At 63.0% G+C, this 20,063-nt stretch carries 12 protein-coding genes; 7 read left to right on the forward strand and 5 right to left on the reverse strand.

Annotated features, from left to right (window positions below; all coding sequences use genetic code 11):
* Positions 1 to 26: 26 nt before the first annotated feature.
* Positions 27 to 767, forward strand: a complete 741-nt coding sequence (locus tag BGP00_RS02565) for an FCD domain-containing protein (RefSeq protein ID WP_292921591.1) — start codon at positions 27 to 29, stop codon at positions 765 to 767.
* Between the two features lie 40 nt (positions 768 to 807).
* On the opposite strand, the gene BGP00_RS02570 is transcribed toward BGP00_RS02565, so the two are convergent.
* Entirely contained in the window at positions 808 to 1,944 is a 1,137-nt protein-coding gene (locus tag BGP00_RS02570) for an aldose epimerase family protein (RefSeq protein WP_292921589.1), read from the reverse strand.
* Positions 1,945 to 2,132: 188 nt separating this feature from the next.
* Between BGP00_RS02570 and BGP00_RS02575 the strand changes: the two genes are divergently transcribed.
* Complete coding sequence (locus BGP00_RS02575) at positions 2,133 to 4,469, forward strand: glycoside hydrolase family 95 protein (protein WP_292921587.1); 2,337 nt, start codon at positions 2,133 to 2,135, stop codon at positions 4,467 to 4,469.
* Positions 4,470 to 4,544: 75 nt separating this feature from the next.
* Here BGP00_RS02575 and BGP00_RS02580 read toward each other — a convergent pair whose 3' ends face one another.
* The 3 genes from BGP00_RS02580 to BGP00_RS02590 form a co-directional block, all read right to left on the reverse strand.
* On the reverse strand, positions 4,545 to 7,148 hold the full coding sequence (locus BGP00_RS02580; protein ID WP_292921828.1) for a glycoside hydrolase family 3 C-terminal domain-containing protein: 2,604 nt from the start codon (positions 7,146 to 7,148) through the stop codon (positions 4,545 to 4,547).
* A gap of 118 nt (positions 7,149 to 7,266) precedes the next feature.
* A complete protein-coding gene (locus BGP00_RS02585; RefSeq protein WP_292921585.1) occupies positions 7,267 to 8,811 on the reverse strand; it encodes a tryptophan halogenase family protein in 1,545 nt (514 codons plus the stop codon).
* Between the two features lie 73 nt (positions 8,812 to 8,884).
* Positions 8,885 to 11,749, reverse strand: coding sequence for a TonB-dependent receptor (locus tag BGP00_RS02590; RefSeq protein ID WP_292921583.1), 2,865 nt, complete (start codon positions 11,747 to 11,749; stop codon positions 8,885 to 8,887).
* Positions 11,750 to 12,113: 364 nt separating this feature from the next.
* On the opposite strand from BGP00_RS02590, the gene BGP00_RS02595 reads away from it, so the two are divergent.
* From BGP00_RS02595 to BGP00_RS02610, 4 genes are all read left to right on the forward strand, one after another.
* Entirely contained in the window at positions 12,114 to 12,800 is a 687-nt protein-coding gene (locus tag BGP00_RS02595; protein ID WP_292921581.1) for a SapC family protein, read from the forward strand.
* Positions 12,801 to 12,802: 2 nt separating this feature from the next.
* Positions 12,803 to 13,825, forward strand: a complete 1,023-nt coding sequence (locus tag BGP00_RS02600; protein WP_292921579.1) for a cupin-like domain-containing protein — start codon at positions 12,803 to 12,805, stop codon at positions 13,823 to 13,825.
* A 177-nt stretch (positions 13,826 to 14,002) separates the two neighbouring features.
* Positions 14,003 to 15,076 (forward strand): alpha/beta fold hydrolase, encoded by a 1,074-nt coding sequence (locus BGP00_RS02605; RefSeq protein WP_292921577.1) that lies wholly within the window; start codon positions 14,003 to 14,005, stop codon positions 15,074 to 15,076.
* Positions 15,073 to 16,986 (forward strand): NPCBM/NEW2 domain-containing protein, encoded by a 1,914-nt coding sequence (locus BGP00_RS02610; protein WP_310013580.1) that lies wholly within the window; start codon positions 15,073 to 15,075, stop codon positions 16,984 to 16,986. Before BGP00_RS02605 ends, BGP00_RS02610 begins: the two co-directional genes overlap by 4 nt.
* A 132-nt stretch (positions 16,987 to 17,118) precedes the next feature.
* Here BGP00_RS02610 and BGP00_RS02615 read toward each other — a convergent pair whose 3' ends face one another.
* A complete protein-coding gene (locus BGP00_RS02615; protein WP_292921575.1) occupies positions 17,119 to 18,705 on the reverse strand; it encodes an alpha-L-arabinofuranosidase C-terminal domain-containing protein in 1,587 nt (528 codons plus the stop codon).
* A gap of 304 nt (positions 18,706 to 19,009) precedes the next feature.
* Here BGP00_RS02615 and BGP00_RS02620 point away from each other — a divergent pair, with 304 nt between their 5' ends.
* A complete protein-coding gene (locus tag BGP00_RS02620) occupies positions 19,010 to 20,062 on the forward strand; it encodes a LacI family DNA-binding transcriptional regulator (RefSeq protein WP_168601560.1) in 1,053 nt (350 codons plus the stop codon).
* Position 20,063: the final 1 nt, after the last annotated feature.

The raw sequence follows: 20,063 nt of genomic DNA on the forward strand, positions 1-20,063 counted from the left end.
ATAGGCTGCGCCCTGCGGGAGGGACCTTGGCGGTGAAGCAAAAGCCAATGCAGGAGTATCAGGCAACGGAACGGGTGGATAAATCGCTGCGGATTCATGGCTCCATTGCCCGCGATCTGGGCATTGCCATTGTCACCGGCCATTATCCGCCCGGCCATGTCCTGTCCAGCGAAGTGGATTTTGCCCAGAAAAACAACATCTCGCGCACCGCCTATCGCGAGGCGATCCGCATTCTGGCCGCCAAGGGGCTGGTCGAAAGCAAGCCCAAGACGGGCACGCGCATCACCGATCCCTCGCGCTGGCATATGCTGGACCCCGATGTGCTGGCCTGGACCTTTGAAGGCGAGCCGACGCAAAGCTTTATCGACGATCTGTTCGAATTGCGCATGGTGATCGAACCGGCGGCGGCCGAGCTTGCCGCCCGGCGCCGCAATGGTCAGCAACTGGCGCAAATGGGCCATGCGCTGGAGGAAATGGCGCGCCATGGTCTGGCCACCGCGGCCGGGCAGGCCGCCGACCAGAGCTTTCACAGCACCTTGCTGAGCGCCACGCGCAATGCCTCACTGATCTCGCTGGCCAGTTCGATCGGCGCGGCGGTGCGCTGGACCACGATCTACAAGCAGCGCAAGCGCAAATTGCCGCGCGACCCTGTGCCCGACCATCGCGTGCTCTTCGATGCGATTGCCGATGCCGATCCGGCGGCGGCCCGCGCCGCCATGGTGCGGCTGATCGAACTGGCGCTGGAGGACATCGGTCTTTCGCCATAGGTTGAGATGGCGGCGCCCGCCCGGCACCGCCATCTGTCGTTCATTTCGACACCGACACGCGATAGACCATCGTGTGGGCATAGGGGTGCTGCGCATCGATGCGCGCCGAACCAAAGGCGGGCTGATTGGGCGTATCGGGGAATTTCTGCGGCTCCAGCGCGATGCCGTCGCCCATGCGATAGATGTGGCGGTTCTTGCCCAGCATCGTGCCGTCGATGAAATTGCCGGTATAGAATTGCACGCCCGGCTCGGTGGAAAGCACTTCCAGCACCCGGCCCGAGGTCCGGTCGGCCAGACGCGCGAGCAGCTTGGGCGTCTTGGTCAGCCCTGTGTCGACGGCAAAATTGTGGTCGTAGCCGCGCGCGATCGCCAATTGCTCGTCATGCCCGTCGCGCAGGGATTGGCCCACCACGCGCCCCTTGCGGAAATCAAACGGTGTGCCCGCTACGGCGCGCAATTCGCCGGTGGGGATCAAGGCGGCATTGACCGGCGTGTAACGGGCCGCCGGGATGGTCAGCACCTCGTCCATGGCATCACGCGCCCCGCCCTCGCCCGCCAGATTGAACAGGGCGTGATTGGTCATGTTCACAATGGTCGGCTTGTCGGTTTTGGCGGCAAAGGCGATGGTCAGATTGCCCGTTTCATCCAGCGAATAGGTGACCGTCACATCCAGCGTGCCGGGATAGCCGCTGTCGCCATCGGGGCTGATGTGGCGCAGCACCACCGAGGCGACCTTGCCTGACGTCACGCTTTCCACTTTCCACAATTGCCGGTCGAACCCTTTGCCGCCGCCGTGCAGGCTGTTCACCCTGTCATTGAGCGGGAGTTGGTAGGTCTGCCCGTCCAGCGTGAATTTGCCGCCCGCGATCCGGTTGGCATAGCGGCCCACCGTCACGCCGAAAAAGGACTGGCGCGCCTCATAGGCCCCGGCGTCGGGCAGGCCGATGACGATATCCGCCGATTTGCCATGACGGTCGGACGCCGTGAATTTCTGCAATGCGGCGCCATAGGCCAGAATACGCGCCGAAACCCCATGACCATTGGCCAGCGTGACCGCCTCGACCGCGCGCCCGTCGGCCAGCCTGCCGCCATCCTCGCGCCGGGCCGTGGCGGCCTGCGCCGCGCCCGACAGAGTTGCCGCCACCATGGCCGATCCGGCCCAATGTTTCCAATTCATCGCATACTCTCCATGGCTCTTTTGCCCAACTTATAATCATACTATATCGAATCTCAACAAGAGACGATAAAATTTCATTTATCCCATAATATTATGTTTTTATATGTATTTATTAGATCAATTTGCGCTGGATGGCATTCCGGATCGGCGCTATATAATCTGACTTATTACAACAACAGGACCCGAGGATGACCTTCAGCCGCCGCGAATATCTGGCCGCCAGCGCTTCGTTGCTGAGCCAGCCCGCCATGAGCGCCCTGCCCCGCAAAGCTGCGCCCGCGCCCATCCCCGAAGAGCACCGCCTGTGGTATACCGATCCGGCCAGGGTCTGGACGGAGGCGTTGCCGGTCGGCAATGGCCGTATCGGCGCCATGGTCTTTGGCGGAACGCGGCAGGAGCGCCTGCAGCTCAACGAAGATACGCTGTGGAGCGGCGGCCCCTATGATCCGATCAACCCACAGGCCGCCGAAGCCGTGCCGCAGGTGCGCGCGCTGATCGCGAAAGGCGATTATGCCGCCGCGCAGGCGCTGGCCAATGCCGCGATGATGGGCCGCCCGCTGCACCAGATGGCCTATCAGACGCTGGGCGACCTGTTGATCGACATGCCCTTTGACGGCCCGGCTGATGCCTATCGCCGCGAACTCGACCTTGACGCCGCCATCGCCACCACCCGCTTTGCCGCAGGCGGCGTCGCAGTCCAGCGCGAGGTCTTCGCCTCGCCCGCCGATCAGGTCATCGCCCTGCGCCTCTCTGCCAAGGACGGCCTGCTGCCCCCGATCACGCTCCGTCTGCAAAGCCCGCAGGTGGCCAAGGCCGAGGCGCAACGCGACAGCATCCTGCTCTCCGGCCAAGGCGGAGCGGCCGAGGGCATTCCCGGCGCGCTGCGCTTTGCCGCCCGCCTTCGCGTCATCGCTCCGGGCGGCACATGGCGGGCGCTGGACGATGCCCTTCATGTCGATCCCGCCCGCGAGGTCATCCTGCTGGTGGCCATGGCCACCAGCTATCGCGGGCCCAAAGACGTATCGGGTGATCCGCAGGCCATCACCGCGCATCAGATGGCCGCCGCATCGGCCCTGCCCTTTGCCGCCCTGCGCCAACGCCATCTGGCCCAGCATCGCCGCCTCTATCGCAGCGCCTCGCTGCAACTGACGCGGGGCAAGGGCGCGGCCCTCCCCACCGACCAGCGCATCGCGGCCAATGAGAGCGAGGACGACCCCGCCCTGGCCGCGCTCTATTTCCATTATGCACGCTATCTGCTGATCTGCTCCTCGCGCCCCGGATCCCAACCGGCCAATCTGCAGGGCATATGGAACGACAAGACCAACCCGCCGTGGGGATCGAAATATACGATCAATATCAACACCCAGATGAATTACTGGCCCGCCGATCCGGTGGGTCTGGCCGAATGTTTCGAGCCTTTGCTGCGCCTGACGCGTGAACTGGCGCAAACCGGCCAGGAAACGGCGCGGCGCATGTATGGCGCGCGCGGCTGGGTGGCCCATCACAATACCGACCTGTGGCGCGCAACCGCACCCATCGACGGCGCGGCATGGGGCCTGTGGCCGATGGGCGGCGCATGGCTGTGCAACATGCTGTGGGATCGCTGGGATTACGGGCGGGACCGGGCCTATCTCGCGTCGATCTATCCCCTGCTGCACGGGGCCTGCCTGTTCTTTCTCGACACGTTGCAGCCCTCGGCCCAAGGGTTGGTGACATCGCCCTCGATCTCGCCGGAAAACCAGCATCCTTTTGGCGCCTCGGTCTGCGCCGGACCGGCCATGGACCGCCAGATCCTGCGCGATCTGTTTGCGCGCACGGCCATGGCGGCAGGGGAACTGGGCAAGGATGCCGATTTCGCCGCGCAACTGGCCAAGGCCCGCGCCGCGCTGGCGCCGGACCGCATCGGCAAAAGCGGGCAATTGCAGGAATGGCTGGAGGATTGGGACGATGCCGCCCCCGAACCCAACCATCGCCATGTCTCGCATCTCTATGCGCTTTATCCCAGCCAGCAGATTGCGCCCGACACGACGCCCGATCTGGCCCGCGCAGCCCGTGTCTCGCTGGAAAAGCGCGGGGATGAATCGACCGGCTGGGCCACGGCATGGCGCATCGCGCTCTGGGCCCGGCTGGGCGACGGCGAGCGGGCGCATCGTATCCTGCGCTTTCTGCTGGGCCGTGGGCGGACCTATCCCAACCTGTTCGACGCCCACCCACCGTTTCAGATCGACGGCAATTTCGGCGGCTGTGCGGCCATGGCCGAAATGCTGATCAACAGTCGCGAAGGGATGATCCATCTGCTGCCCGCCCTGCCCTCGGCCTGGCGCGAGGGCGCGGTCAGGGGGCTCATCGCGCGCGGCGGGGTGCGGGTGGATCTGGTCTGGCGGCAGGGGATGCTGGCCGAGGCGATCCTGACCAGCGCGCGGGCGCAGGACTGCACGATTCGGCTGGGCGAAGTGTCGCGCGGGATCCGGCTGACGCCGGGGCGGGTGCTGCGCCTCAAAGGCTCTCATCTGACGCCTGCCTGAAAAAGGAGGCCGGCAGCATGGTGCTGCCGGCCCTTCAGTCGTCCCCCTGGGTCGCTGGGGGATTGAGCGGGGGGATCAGAGCGGAAGATCGGCGGATTTGGCCACATCGAACTCGCCCGCAACGCCGGGCAGGCCGCTGTCGGGCTGGCCGCCGCCAAGGGTGAGCTGGTAATGCCCGGCAAACACCTGGCGCCGCCCGTCGGCCGTCACCGCCGACAGATCGCGGGGCGAGAGGTCGAGCGTGATCTGGCGGCTTTCGCCGGCTTTGAGCGAAACACGCTGGAACCCGCGCAGGGCGATGCGCGGCGCGCCGGGCAATTGCGGAACCTTGAGATAAAGCTGCACCACCTCGTCGCCATCGCGCGCGCCGGTGTTGCGCACCTGCGCGGTCACGCGGATGCCCTTGGCGGCATCGCCCTCCACCGGCGCGATCTGGGGCGCGGAATAGGCAAAGCTGGTATAGCTGAGCCCGTAGCCGAAGCCATAGACCGGGGTGCCCGTGAAATAGCGATAGGTGCGGCCCTGTATCGAATAATCGTCAAAGGGCGGCAGATCCTTGACATCGCGATAGAAGGTCAAAGGCAGACGCCCCGCCGGATTGGCCGCGCCCGACAGGACATTGGCCACCGCCAACCCGCCCGACTGGCCCGGATACCAGGCCTCGAGAATGGCATTGGCATTGTCCTTGGCCCAGCCCAGATTGATCGGGCTGCCGTTCATCGTCACCACGGCCAGCGGCTTGCCCGAAGCCTTCGCCTTGGCCAGCAATTCGCGCTGATCGGCGGGCAGTTCGAGCGAGGTCTTGTCGCCCCCGTCAAAGCCCTCGATCTTGATCGGCATTTCCTCGCCTTCCAGCTCGGCGGTCAGGCCCACCACGGCCAGCACGACATCGGCATCCTTCACCGCGCGCGCCATTTCGCCATAGGTGTCATGCGAAATCCGTTTCCAGAACATGCCCGGCGAGGCCGCGCCGCCGCCCTCCATGTCGAAATGCATCTTGTAACGCTGGCCCTTTTTCAGATCGACATCGACAAATTCGGGCCGCTCGCCCCAGAGCGAGTAGCGGTCGGATTTGACCATCGGCTTGCCGTCGATCTCGATAGCGCCCTTCACCGCCGTCACGGCAAGGCGATAGGTGCCGGTGTCCGGCGCAACGAAATAGCCGTCCCATACCACCTTGTAGGTGTCGGCCACCTGCTTCAGTTCCGAAGCCTTGGTTGAAAGGTTGGTCTCGGTGCGGGTCACCACCGGCTTGGCGGCGAATTTACGCTCGCCGCGCGGGGCATTGGGGTCAATCGCGTTGTAATAGGCCGCGCGCAGGCCGGGCTTGCCATCGGGCGTGACGAAATGGCCATCGGGCACCAGATCGCCATCGGTGATCGAGGACGAGAAGGGCACATGGACGATGGTCGCCTTGGGAAAGGCGCGATGGAGGCCGTCGAGCACCGAGACCGGCGGGGCGCTGGCCGCCGAGGAATAGTTGCCGCGCAGCACGCGGGTGGCATCGGCCAGCGGCCCGACCACCACGATCTTCGAATTGGGCCGCAGCGGCAGCAGCCCGTCATTCTTGAGCAGCACCATGCTCTGCGTCGCCGTCTTCAGCGCCAGCGCGCCATTCTGCGGCGTGCCGATGGCGTTGACGGGCACCATCGAGAGCTGGCGCGCGGCAAGGCCGGGCAGGTCGCCATTGCGATAGCGGGCCGAGAACAGCCGGACCAAGGCGCGGTCGAGATCGGCATCGGTCAGCAAGCCCCGCTTGAGCGCGGCCATATAACGATCGCCCAGCCCCTTGGCTTCGCCGATCGTGCCGGTGTGGCATTCATTGTCGACGCCCGTGCGGAAAGCCGCCGCCACGCCTGCGGCCGGATCGGTGGCATATTTGTGATGATCGGCAATATCGACCACCGCATCGCAGTCTGACACGACATAGCCGGTAAAACCCCATGCTCCGCGCAGATGGTCCTTCAGCAGGTCATTGCTGGCGCAGGCGGGTTGGCCGTCGATGCGGTTATAGGCGCACATGATCGAACCCGCCTTGCCCTCGACAATCGCGGCGCGGAAGGCGGGCAGATAGGTGTCCTCAAGATCGTGGCGCGAGACAAAGACATTGGCTGCGTGGCGCGTTGATTCCGGGCCGGAATGCACGGCAAAATGCTTGGGCGTGGCCACCACATCGGGCAAGTCGGGATTGTCGCCCTGCATGCCGGTGACAAAGGCGACGCCCATATGCGCGGTCAGGAACGGGTCCTCGCCATAGGTCTCCTGGCCCCGGCCCCAGCGCGGATCGCGATAGATGTTGATGTTCGGCGACCATGTATCCAGCCCGGTGCCGATTTTGCCCAGATGGCCCGTTTCGCGGCCCAGCGTGTGGAGCGCGCGCACCTCGACGCTGATCGTGCGGGCCACGTCATGGATGAGCGGCGTGTTGAACGTGGCGGCAAGGCCTACGGGCTCGGGGAAATTGGTGGTGGGCACCGCGCCGATCGCGCCATGCAGGCTTTCCGTCCACCAGTTATAGGCCGGGATATTCAGGCGCGGGATCGCGGGGGCGACATTGACAAGCTGCGCCACCTTTTCCTCGGTGGTCAGCTTGCCCACCAGATCGGCGGCCATCTTGTCGGCCTGCGCCACCGGGCTCGCGCTCTGGGCCAAAGACGTCTGCGGCAGCGCCAGCAGCAGGGCGGCGGCAAGAGTGGCGCGCGAAACGGGCACGCGCGAGGCATTCAGAAAATGGGACACACAATTCTCCCCTGAGGCATGATCGAATGGCGGGGCGCCGACATGGCGCCTCGGGCGATCACACCGGCTGAAGTCCATATTGGGCTATCTTTTCAATCAGATCGCGATGGCGCGGCAGGCGCGAGATCAGCTTCTGCGCCATCTCGCGGTTTTCGCGCAGCGCGCGCTGCGCCTCCTGCGCTTCGGGGCGCAGATGGTCGCGCTCGACCTCGCTGCGGAAACCCATGCCATAGAGCACATATTGATAGGAGGCGGGCGGGAACACTTCATCCACCCGGTCAAACTCATCATGGAACCATGGCGGCTGATAACGCCACAGGTGCAGCAAGTCCTGCAACCGCTGGGGGATGCCGGCCGGGTCCATATTGTCGCGCCAGAAAGCAGTGTCGCGCCGCTGGCTCAACACATAATGCAGTTTCAGGAAATCGATGATCCGGCCCCAGCGGTAATGGGTCTTTTCATTGAACCTGTCGGCCACAATGTCCATCACCTCGCGGTTGGCGGGCATCTGTTCGGCGATCAGCTTGGCCGAAAGCTCGATCAGCATGATGGCCGAAGCCTCCAGCGGCTCAAGGAAACCCGCCGCCATGCCCACGGCCACGCAATTGCGCTTCCAGAAGGTCTCGCGGTGGCCCGCGCGGATCCTGATCTTGCGCGCGGGCAGATCCTTGGCGCTAGGCCCCAAATAGGCGCGCAATTCGGCCTCGGCCTCATCATCGCTGATATGGCGGCTGGAAAAGACATGGCCCACCCCGCGCCGCGTGGGCAGGCCGATATCCCAGATCCAGCCCGCCGATTGGGCAGTGGAAATCGTGTGGGTGGCAATGGGCGTGTCGGGCGCGGGATAGGGCACCTGCACCGCCAGCGCCGTGTCGCAGAATAGGATATGGCTGCAATCGCGGAAACCCACACCCAGCGTGCGATCCAGCAACAGGCCATGCGTGCCCGTACAGTCGATGAAAAGATCGCCCTCGATCTCGCCCGCCTGCATCGTCACGATGGATTTGATGTCGCCGTTTTCATGCTGGATCACATCATGGACATCGGCGGGCACATAGCGCACGCCCAGCTTTTCCGTGCAGTGCCGCTGCATGAAGGGGGCGAATTTGCCCGCGTCCAAATGATAGGCGTAATTGGTCAGCGCTTCATATTCGGCTGTGCTGACGGTCTTGGGCGCAAGGCCGTGATCGCACACCTGCCCCTGCGGACAGACGGCGTCACAAAAGCTCTCGTTGCTCTCCGCGGCCAGCCAGTGCGGCACCAGATTCATCTGACCAAAGCGCTGGGGCAGGACGAGCGGGTGGTAATAGGCGTCATCCGGCGCGCCGGTGGTCCATTTGGCGAAAAGCGCACCCTGTTTGAAGGCGGCATCGCATTCGCGGAAGAAGTCTGTTTCCGAAACACCGACCTTTTTCAGGGTCTGGCGCATGGTCGGCCATGTGCCCTCGCCCACGCCGATGATCGGGACATCGGGCGATTCCACCAGCGTCACGGTGAAATCCCTGGGCATGCGCCCCTGATGCCGGGCGGCGATGATCGCGGCGGTCAGCCAACCGGCCGTGCCGCCGCCCACGATCACCACATTGCGCACCGCGTGAACCATTCCCCTGCTCCGATGCTTGTTATGATGGTGGGCGGCGCCGGAGATCCCGGCGCCGCCCTTGCCTTATGTCCGATTAATAGTGGAAGCGGGCGCCGAAAACAAACCGGCGACCATAGGACCACGTATCAAGCGGCTGGTTCGACCAGCGGCCATAGGTGCTGTAGGTCGAATTATTGAGGTTGGTGCCCTCGACAAAGACCGTCACCTGCTTGGTGATGTCATAGCTGGCGCTGGCATCGACCTGGACCTGCTGGTTCACATTGACAGGTTCCGCGCCAAAGGTGCCGCCCTGCGTCTGGCCCAGCGTCAGCAGATAGCTGTCGCGCCAGTTGACGGCAACGCGGGCCTGAAGGCCGTGCTTGTCATAGAAACCGACAAAGTTGGCCGAATTGGCAAGGCCGGTGATCGCAAAGGCCGCACCCGAAATGTCGGATGTGTCGAAATTGCGATTGGTCTTGACCAGCGTGGCATTGGCATTGAAGCCGAAGCCGGTATCGCCAAACACGTGCTGCCAGGCGATTTCCACGCCCTTGACCACGCCGTCCGGCCCGTTGATCTTGCCGTTCACCTGGAACTGGGCGACTTGGCCGGTGAAGGGATCGGTCACGCCATTGATCGACTGGGTGCTGACACCGCCGACGATGAAGTTCGAGATATACTTGAGGAAGCCGTTGACCGCAAAGTACGAGTTCTTCTTGTAGTAATACTCGGCCGCAACGTCGAAGTTATCCGACAGATAGGGCTTGAGGCTGGCATTGCCGCCCGAGGCGGCAAGGCTGCCCTTGCGCATCGTGCCCAGCGTGATGTTCGGCTTGAGATAGCTGAGCGCGGGGCGCGTGAGCGTGCGCGAAGCGTCCGCGCGCAGCGTCAGCTTGGAGGTCACCTCCAGCTTGGCATCAAAGCTGGGCAGGAGGTAGTTGTAGTTGGTTGTCTTGATGATCGCCTGCTGCGGCGTGTACGAACCCACCGTGATCAGCGTCGGGTCGGTCGTTACCGTAATCAGGTTGACCGGCAGCGTGCCGATGGCCGAAGCCTCAAGATGGGTGAATTCATCGCGCAGACCCGCCGAGAAGTGGAACGGCATGCCCGCCAGATCGGCATCCATCGCCACCTTGAGCCAACCGGCATAGGTCTGCTCCTTCACGCCCAGCACGGTGCTGGGGTCAAAGGCGGGCGCCGTGCCCACGCCCGTGGGATCAAGCAGCTTATAGACCGCATAGGGATCATACTTGATGAGCGCGGGGGCCACATTGCCCGAATAGCCGGGCATGAAGCCCGAAGTGCTGATGATGCCCTGATAGATGCTGGCGGGCAGCGGGGCGATCGAACCGGTGCGGCCCGAGGGCGCGCCATAACCGGCATAGCGGGCAAAGGTGCCGTTGACGAAGGTGTTCTGGCTTTCCTGATGGAACTTGTCTTCCGAATAGCGGACGCCAAAGTCGATCTTCAGGTTTTCCTGTTCCCACCGGCCCGCGGCTTTGAACTGCTTGACCAGATCGGTGTAATAGTTGGCGCCGCGCACGATCACGTGGTTGCCGATAACGGCCTGGTTGGTGAAGGCCGTCGCATTGCCGGCCGGGCCGACATCATGGATGCTGGGCAGATAGTTGGCGCTGTTGCCCAGCATGGTCGCGCCGGTGTTGGCGCCCAGAATGGTCGAATAGCGGGTGCAGACGCCATTGGTGCACGGCGTGGACACGAAGGACCCGTTCGGATCGACATTGCTGCCGCCATAACCGATGTCCATGTTGTCATTATAGCCGTTGTTGCCCGGGTTCAGCACCGAGCGCGACAGGGCGGCGTCAAAATCGAACTTCAGATTGTCAGTCGCTTCCCACTTCAGGTTGGCGCCGAACATGTTGGTCTGGTTGATCGTCCGCTGGATGCCCGCGTTGAAGTCCATCGGCGTGCCGAACTGATTGAAATCGGTCACGGTGCCGTTGGAATCAAACTTCACATTGCGCAGATCGTCGCCATTGAACCACGCGCCATAGCCATAGCTTTGCTGATGCAGGACCTGACGGCTGAAATTATCATCAAGGGTCAGCAGCAGCTTGTCATTGGCCTGCCACTGGAAGGCGATGCGGCCATCGATGCGCGCATCTTCCGTGGTCACCTGATTGGCGCCGATCTGCTGCGGGAACCAGCCCACCTTGTTCCAGTTGGCCGCATTGGAAAGCTGCGCGTCAGTACAGGCGGCATTGACCTGGCACGTGTTGAACTGCTTGCCGATCCAGCCGGGGATAAAGACCTGGTTGGAGGTCGTGTCCGCCCGGCGATAGGTCACATAGCCGAGCAGGCCCACCGTATCATCGGCAAAGGTGTTGCTCAAAAGCAGGCCGCCCGAGGGCACAACCTTGCCGTTGCGGTCCTGCACGGTGCCCGCCGCCTTGGCCGCCATCTGAAAACCCTTGCGGTCAAAGGGCTTGGGCAGATTGACATCAAGCGTCGCACCGATGGCACTGGATCCCAGCGTCACGTCGGGCGTCTTGTAAACGCTCATACGGCTGACGAAATCAGAGCCGATGGTGGTGAAATCGACCGCGCGGTTGCCCGATGCGGTGGACAGGTGGCGGCCGTCAAACTGGGTATCGTTGAAGTCGCCGCCAAAGCCGCGCACGGTCACGCCGTTGGCTTCACCGCGCTGGCCGGTGCGCTGGATCGAGATGCCGGGCAGGCGCTGGAGCGAGTCCGCCACGTTCGAATCGGGGAATTTACCGATATCTTCGGCCGAAATCGCGTCCACCACGCCCGATGCGGCGCGTTTGATATCCATATTGCGCTGAAGCGAGCCGCGAATACCGGTAACGATAATTTCGGGATCCGACGCATTGGGCGCCGCGTTGGGCTCGGCCGCATAGGCCGGCCCCGCCATGGCAACCACCAGCGCACCCATTCCGCCGGCGATCAACCACTTTGAAACTAATGTTTTTGCCATATCCTCTCCCCTTGAAGTCTGTTCTGGCGGCTCCCCCGCCCGGGGCGATGACACCTGCGCTTTTCCCGCCGACCTTCTTGCCGGATTGTCTGCGGATTCCTGCTGAATCATGGGCACAGCCGTTCGACACGGCCTGCTTGCCTGGCAATTCACTCTCCAGCCGGTGCTGTATCGTCACCTTGCACTCTGCCTCTAGCGAAGTTAGGTAGCGCTATCAAGCCCAATTAGTCTGGGTAATCGTCGAGGTCGGATGGTGTTGCGAATTATACACACATAAAGCGAGCAAAATGGGCGTAACTGCAAAGTCTGCTTGCCCGCTTGCACCGCTTTCCCGCATAGTTAGCGTAAACGAAGGGAGAGGAAATTGGCGGAAAAACTGGAAGCGCTCAACAGCGTGGCGCATCGCGATCTGCGTATTCATCCAATGGCGGGAATCCACCCTCATTTTGTCCAAATCACACTGATCGAAGCAGAAAAAGCGGCCTCATGCTGTCCGCTCTTCTTTGCCAAAAGCCCTGAAACCGGCCGGTTCGGACTGGGCGCCCTGTTTGGCTTTGCCGCGGGCGAAGTGCTGGTCGAAGGCGCCAATGAAGCCAATGCCGCGTTTCTGCCCTGCAATATCCAGCGTCAGGGCTTTTTTGCCGATGGTACTGATATTGTGGTGGATTTGGCCGACCCCCGCTTTGCGCCGGGCGGCACGATCCCGCTGTTCAACGCCGACGGCAACCCCAGCGACGAGATGCGCCTGATCCAGCGCGCGGTGGGCGTGATGGTGCAGCATACCCCGCCGACACAAGCCTTTATCGAGGAAATGCTGCGGCTGCGCGTCATCGAACCGGTCGATATCACGCTCAATTTCGACGATGGGGCCAAGGTGTCGCTTGAAGGGCTCTATACGATCAGCGGCGATGCTCTCAATGCACTGGCGGATGAAGATATCCTCGGACTATTCCGCAAGGGCTGGCTGCAGGCCGCCTTGACCATTCGCGGCTCGCTGCAACAGGTGGCCGTGCTGGCGCGCCGCCGCAACGAACGACTGGTGGGCGCCTGACCATGACCCAAGGCCTGCGCGAATGTTCCGCCCAGGATTCCGCCTTGTCCGACCCCGCGCGGTTTCGCGAAACGGTGGCGATGACCGGAGAGCCGGTGGTGATTCGCGGCTATGCGCAGGACTGGCCGCTGGGGCGGGCGGCGCAAATTTCCGACCTGGCCGCCTGCGACTATCTGCGCCGCCATGACAGCGGAAAGCGGCCGCAGGTGATGCTGGGCGATCCGGCCATCGATGGGCGCTATTTCTATCGCAACGGCCTCGACGGGTTCAATTTCGAGCGAGTCGAGATGGGCATCGGCGAAGCCTTGCAGCGCATGCTGGACCGTGTGGCCGATCCGGCCCTGCCCTCGGCCTATCTGGGCTCGCTCGTGGCCCCGGCCTATTTGCCCGGCATGGTCGCCCAGCATCAGCCCGCACTGGTGCCGCAGGGCGTGGCCATGCGGCTTTGGATCGGCAATGCCTCGCATGTGGCATGTCATTATGATGCTTATGAAAATTTTGCCTGCGTGCTGGCGGGGCGGCGGCGCTTCACGCTTTATCCGCCCGATGCGATCGGCGATCTCTATGTCGGACCGATTGATTTCACGCTGGCGGGCCAACCGGTCAGCATGGCGGCCGGCGATCGCGATCACCCCGAACGCTATCCCCACTTTGCCCGCGCCGAATCGCGCAAACGGGTGGTCGATCTGGAGCCGGGCGATGCGCTTTATCTGCCCAAATTATGGTGGCACCAGGTCGAGGCCACCGCGCCTTTCAACATCATGGCCAATTTCTGGTGGGATGCCTTTGCCATAGGGCCGGATGCGCCGATGCTGGCCATGCTGTTTGCCATGATCACGCTGGGCGAAAGGCCGCAGGCGGACCGGGAGGCCTTTCGCGCCTATTTCGACCATTTCGTGTTTCGGCCCAATGGCCATCCGCTGGCCCATTTGCCGGAGGAAAAACGGGGCGTGCTGCGCGATCTGGCCGGGGGCGGCTATGGCCAGATCCGGGCGATGATCATGCGCGCGCTGCGCGGACAGTAAGCATCCGCTTGACAGAAGCGCGCCGTTATTTAGTCTGATTATAAATCATCCGTATTCGCCTTTGCCGATGCCAATACCGCGATGATTCGCACCACCCTCGCCTTTATTCTCATTATTCCTTTGGGATGATGTCGGGCGGGGCACAAAAATACTAAGCAGACAAATCGGGAGAAGCCCATGAAACGCTCCGCCCTGCTGTGCACGCTCGCGCTGATGACGGCGCCCGTGCAGGCACAGGTCAATACCGCCGCCCCGGCGGCCATCGCCGGCGCCCCTGCCACCACCGTGCAGACCATCACGGTCCACGGCGCCGCGCTCGAACATGCGCTGGAAGGCGACAGCGCCGACCGCGAAGTGCTGGTCGTACTGCCGCCCAGCTATGGCCGCGACAGGAACCGGCGCTATCCGGTGGTCTATGCGCTGCATGGCTATTCCATCGGCGCGCGCCAATGGACCGGCGAGATCCATGTGCCTCAGGTCATCGAAAACGCCTATGCGCAGGGCGCGCAGGAAATGATTTTCGTCTTTCCCGACAGCAAGACCGCGCATAATGGCTCGATGTATTCCAGTTCGGCCACCACGGGCGATTTTGAAACCTTCATCTCGCGCGATCTGGTCGCCTATATTGACGCGCATTACCGCACCATCGCCCGGCGCGAGAGTCGCGGCCTGATCGGCCATTCGATGGGCGGGTATGGCGCCAGCCGGATCGGGATGAAACATGCCGATGTGTTTGGCGCGCTTTATCTGATGAGCCCCTGCTGCCTTTCAGCGCGCGGTATGTTCGGCGTCTCGCCCGAGGCAATGCAGGCCTATGCGGCCATGAAATCCCCCGCGGATTCGTCCGGCCTGCCCTGGGCCCAGCGCGGCACGCTGGCCGCCGCCGCCGCATGGTCGCCCAATCCCAAGAACCCGCCGCTCTATCTCGACCTGCCCATGGCGGCCGGTCCTGCGGGCGACTACAAACCGCGTGAGGATGTGTTGGCCAAATGGGCGGCCAATGCGCCGCTCTCCTTTGTGGACCAATATATCGGTCAATTGCGCCGCTACAGCGCCATCGCCATGGATGTGGGCGACAAAGACGGTCTGAAGGCCGACACCGCCCGGCTGCACGATGTGCTGGACAGCTATGGCATCGCCAACAGTTTCACCATCTATGAAGGCGATCACACCAACCGCGTCGCCTTCCGGTTTCAGGAGCAGGTCGTGCCCTTCTTCAGCCAACATCTCGTGTCCGGAAAACGCCCGTGAACCGCGCCTTCAGAACGGGCCTGCTGCTGGCCGCCAGCTTTGCGGCAACCGGCCTGATCACAACCGAACTGCATGCTGCGCCCGACCCTTTGGCGCCAACCGGGCAATGGAGCGTCACCGCGCGCGGTCAGGCCCCCCTGCCCCCGATGGGCTGGAACAGTTGGAACGCCTTCAACAGTGATATTGACGAGGAAAAGCTGATGGCGGCGGCCAAGGCGCTGGTCGATACCGGGCTGGCCGCCAAGGGCTATCGCTATGTCGATATTGACGATGGCTGGTGGCTGAAACGGCGGCAGAACGACGGGCGCCTGCTGATCCGTACGGCCGCTTTCCCCTCGGCGCAGACGGGCGACGGCAACACCAGCTTTCGTCCCCTGACCGACCGGCTGCATGGAATGGGGCTGAAGGCGGGCATCTATTCTGACATTGGCCGCAATTCCTGCGGTCAGGCCTATACCGCCGATTTCAAGGGCCAGCCCGAAGGCAATGTGGCCGAACGCGAAGTGGGCCTTTACGATCATATCGATCAGGACATCGGCCTGATGATGGGCGAATGGGGCTTTGATCTCATCAAGATCGACGGTTGCGGCATCCGCGCCATGTCACCGGAAAACAAGCTGGTTTCCTCGGGCCAATATCGCGCGTTGGGGCCGCTGGTGGATTATGAAAACCTTTCGCGCACCGATATTCCGGCCGTGCGCGATCTGTATCGGCGGGTGGGTCTGGCGCTGGCGCGCACGCGGCCTGCCAATGATTATGTGCTCTCCATCTGTCTGTGGGGGGCGGCCGACGTGCGCAGTTGGGCCAAGGAACTTGGCAATATGTCGCGCACCAGCGAGGATATCTCGCCCAACTGGGAGCGGATGCTGCACAATCTCGATTCCGCCTCCCGGCGCGAGCTTTACGCCCATCCCAACAGTTGGAACGATCCCGACATGCTCTATGTCGGCACCGGCGAGTTTGACACCGCGCATGTTCAGGAGGCACGCTCGCACATGGCGCTCTGGGCCATGCTCAACGCGCCGCTGATCATCGGCTATGACATGCGCAAGGCCACCCCCGAATTGCTCTCCATTCTGGGCAACAACGCGCTGATCGCGCTCAATCAGGATGCGGGCGGCAATCAGGCGGTGCTGGCCTATGACGGCGACACCGCGCAGATTTTCGTGAAAACGCTGGCCAATGGCGGCAAGGCGGTGGCGCTGCTCAACCGCACGGGCGGGCCGATTGACGTCAAACTCACCGCCGCCCATCTCAAATTGCGCGAGGACAGCGGGATTGACCTGACCGACCTGTGGACCGGAGCGCAGAGCCGTTTCACCAAGGAGGTCAACCTCCATCTGGCCGGGCATCAAACGCTGGTGTTCCGCGTTTCGGGCGCAAGGACGCATCCGGGTGGCCTTTATCTTTCCGAAATGCCGGGCAGTGTGAACCCGGCGGTGGACGGCATTGTCGAACCAATGGCCGACCCGATGGTGCATCGCGGCCTGCTGCCCTGGCGCAACACGCGCGGCGATGGCGAACATCCGATCTATGGCGGATGGGGCGGCGCGCGAGCCGATGCCACGCCCTATGGCATGAGCCTGCGCATCGGCGGGGTCAATTTCTCCAGCGGGATCGGCGCTTTGGCCAATTCGCGGCTGGAGGTGCGCAATGCCGGCTATCGCAACTTTGCCGCCAGAGTCGGCATCGACGATTCCTCCCTGTCGCAAGGTGCGCGTGTCCGTTTCGAGGTCTTTGCCGATGGCCGCAGCGTGGCGCGCAGCGGCTGGATGAAACGCGGCGATCAACCGGTGGCGCTGAACGCGCCGGTCGAAGGCGCGCGCATCATCGAGCTGGTGGCGCGGGGAGATCGCGGCGATCTGCAGAATGTAACGGTAACATGGGGGGCGGCGGCGCTCGACCGCTGATCTTTTCGCCCAACCCGAAAAAGGCCCGATGCGCGGATCACGCATCGGGCCTTTCCTGTTATTGCGGCGGCCACAGGTGAGGGAAGCGCAGCCGCCGCAGGCGTGGACCCCAGATCCACGCCTTTTCCGTCCTCAATCCAGCCGCACCACCGTCACCGAACGCGCGGGCAGTTCCAGCGTCAGACCGCCCGCCTTGCCCTTCACCGAAACCGGCTTGGGCGCGACAATGGCGGGCGCGTCAAACGTGTTGACACTGTCCACCTTGGGCGCGGTCAACACATCACCGCTGGCCGATTTATAACCGGAAAGGTGAATGCTGGCGGGCGCTTCGGGATCAATGTTGACCAGCGAGAGCCAGAGATGCCCCTGCGCATCGCGCGCCGCCATCGCGTCCAGTTTGGGCATGGACACCGCGCCGCGCACATATTCGCCCGCAGCAAATTTCACCGGCACAAAGCGCGCATCCTGAAACGGCACATACATGCGATAGACGTGATAGGTGGGCGTCAGCACCATCTTGGCGCCATCGGTGAAGATCATCGCCTGAAGCACATTGATCATCTGGGCGATATTGGCCACCTTCACCCGGTCTGCATGGCGGGCAAAGATATTGAGATTGATCGCGGCCAGAATGCCGTCGCGAATGCTGTTCTGCTGCATCAGGAAACCGGGATTGGTGCCCGGCGTGGGTGTCAGCCACGCGCCCCATTCGTCCACGGCCAGAAACACTTTCTTGGCCGGATCATATTTGTCCATGATGGCGGTCTGCGTATTGATCAACTGATCCATCCGCAGCGTGTCCTTGATGACGGCGGCATAATCATCCAGCCCGAAACCTGTGGCCACCTGATGCGGCGGCCATGCCCCGCCGATGGTGTAGCTGTGCAGCGAGATGCCCTCGATGTCCCAGCTGTAAACGTGGTCCTTCCACGCCTTCATCACCCGTTCGGTATAATCCAGCTTGCCGCCATCCCAGCCCACGGCGATGCGCTTCATCTTGTCTTTCTCGCGCTGGGCCGGGTTGAAATTGCGGATGAAGTTGGTGAATCGCTTCATCTCCTCGACATAGTGGTCGGCCGACATGGCCCCGCCGCAGCCCCAGTTTTCATTGCCTATGCCCAGCAGCGGCACTTTCCAAGGCGCGGCATGGCCATTGGCGGCGCGCTCCTTGGCCAGCGTGGTGTCCTTTTCGGCGGTCATATATTCCACCCAGGCCGAAGCCTCGGCAGGGCTGCCCGACCCGAGATTGACCGAAACATAGGGGTCGGCGCCGATCTGCTCGGCAAAATCCATGAATTCATGCGTGCCAAAGGCATTGGATTCGGGCACGCTGCCCCAATTGGTATTGACCTGAACCCGGCGCTTGTCGGCCGCGCCGATCCCGTCGCGCCAGTGGTATTCGTCGGCAAAGCAACCACCGGGCCAGCGCACGTTGGGCACCTTGATCGCCTTGAGCGCGGCCACCACGTCGGAGCGGATCCCGCGCACATTGGGAATGGGCGAATCCTTGCCCACCCAGATGCCGCCATAGATGCCCGAACCGAGATGTTCGGCAAACTGGCCGAAAATATTGCGATCGATCACATCGCCCGGCTTGGCGGCCTCCACGGTCACCTCCACCGGCGCGCCCGCCATGGCCGGGCCCCCTGCCATCAGGGCCGCGCCCGCCCCGGCCAGAAAGGCTGAGCGCAAAGCGGCGCGCATCATGGTCTTTTCCACAAGCATTCTCCCCAAAAGGACTTTTGATTGTTTGGCTCGGCGCCCAATAGGCACAGGCCGACAAAGCATCATGCGATCAAGGATCGCTCTCTTTCGCAAAACGCCATGCTCATCTGCCCATGCTGCTGCGCAGCTATGCCTCTCAGTATTTGCCGATGTCGGCCTGCGTCGTTTCGTCCGACTATTGATAGCGCTAACTTTAACAAAACCGTCCGCCTGCGCAAGCCCCAATCGCGTCGGTCGCGCATCTCATGTTGCATTGCGCGAGGGCTCGCGCCAAATATCCCGAAAGGATAAGGACGCCATGAAAGAACCTCGCCTGCGCCGCCGCCAGTCTGGCCGCCCCACTGTCAATGACGTTGCCCGTCTGGCCCAATGTTCGCCGATGACCGTCAGCCGCGTCATCAACGGCAGCAGCGGCGTGCGCGAGGACACGCGGGTGGCCGTCGAGGCCGCGATCAAGGAACTGGATTATGCGCCCAACAAGGCCGCGCGCAGTCTGGCCGGTGTATCGCAGATCCGGCTCGCGCTGCTTTATGTGAACCCTTCGGCGGCCTATCTGACCGAATTGCTGATCGGGGGAATGGACGCGGCCAGCCGCCTCGACGCGCATCTGGTGATCGAACGCTGCGATGTGGGCGAGGACAAGGAAAGGCTGATCAACAAGCTGACCGCCAGCGGTATTGACGGTTTCATCCTGCCTCCGCCGCTCAGCGATGATGCCGAACTGCTGGCGCTGCTGCGGCGGCTGCGGGCCCATGCCATGCTGATCGGCCCCGGCCAGGCCGCCGCCCATCACGGCGCGGTGATGATCGACGATTATCAGGCCGCGCTGGACATGACGAAATATATTCTGGCGCTGGGCCATAGGCGCATCGGCTTTATCATCGGCAATCCGGCGCAATCGGTCAGCGCGCTGCGTCTGGCCGGTTTCCGCGACAGTATGCTCAATGCCGGGGTGCCGGTGGATGAGGCGCTGATCCAGCAAGGGGAATTCACCTATCGTTCGGGCATGGACGCGGCGGCCAAGCTGCTGGCGATGAAGGAGAGGCCCACTGCGATCTTTGCCTCGAACGACGATATGGCCGCCGGTTGCGTGGCGGCGGCTCATCGCATGAGGCTGGATGTGCCGGGCGATCTCACCGTCTGCGGCTTTGACGATACGGCGCTGGCCTCCACCATCTGGCCCGAGCTGACCACCATCCGCCAGCCTATCCGCGAAATGGCCGAGAACGCCATCGACCTTTTGGTGCAGGATATTCGGCTGGAACGCCAGAAACAACCGCGCAAGCCACGCCATGTCTCGCTGGACTATACGTTTATCCAGCGCGAATCCGATGGCCCTCCTCCGGCCTGAC

The organism is Novosphingobium sp. 63-713, assembly GCF_001898925.1.
In the GTDB taxonomy this organism is placed as follows: domain Bacteria; phylum Pseudomonadota; class Alphaproteobacteria; order Sphingomonadales; family Sphingomonadaceae; genus Novosphingobium.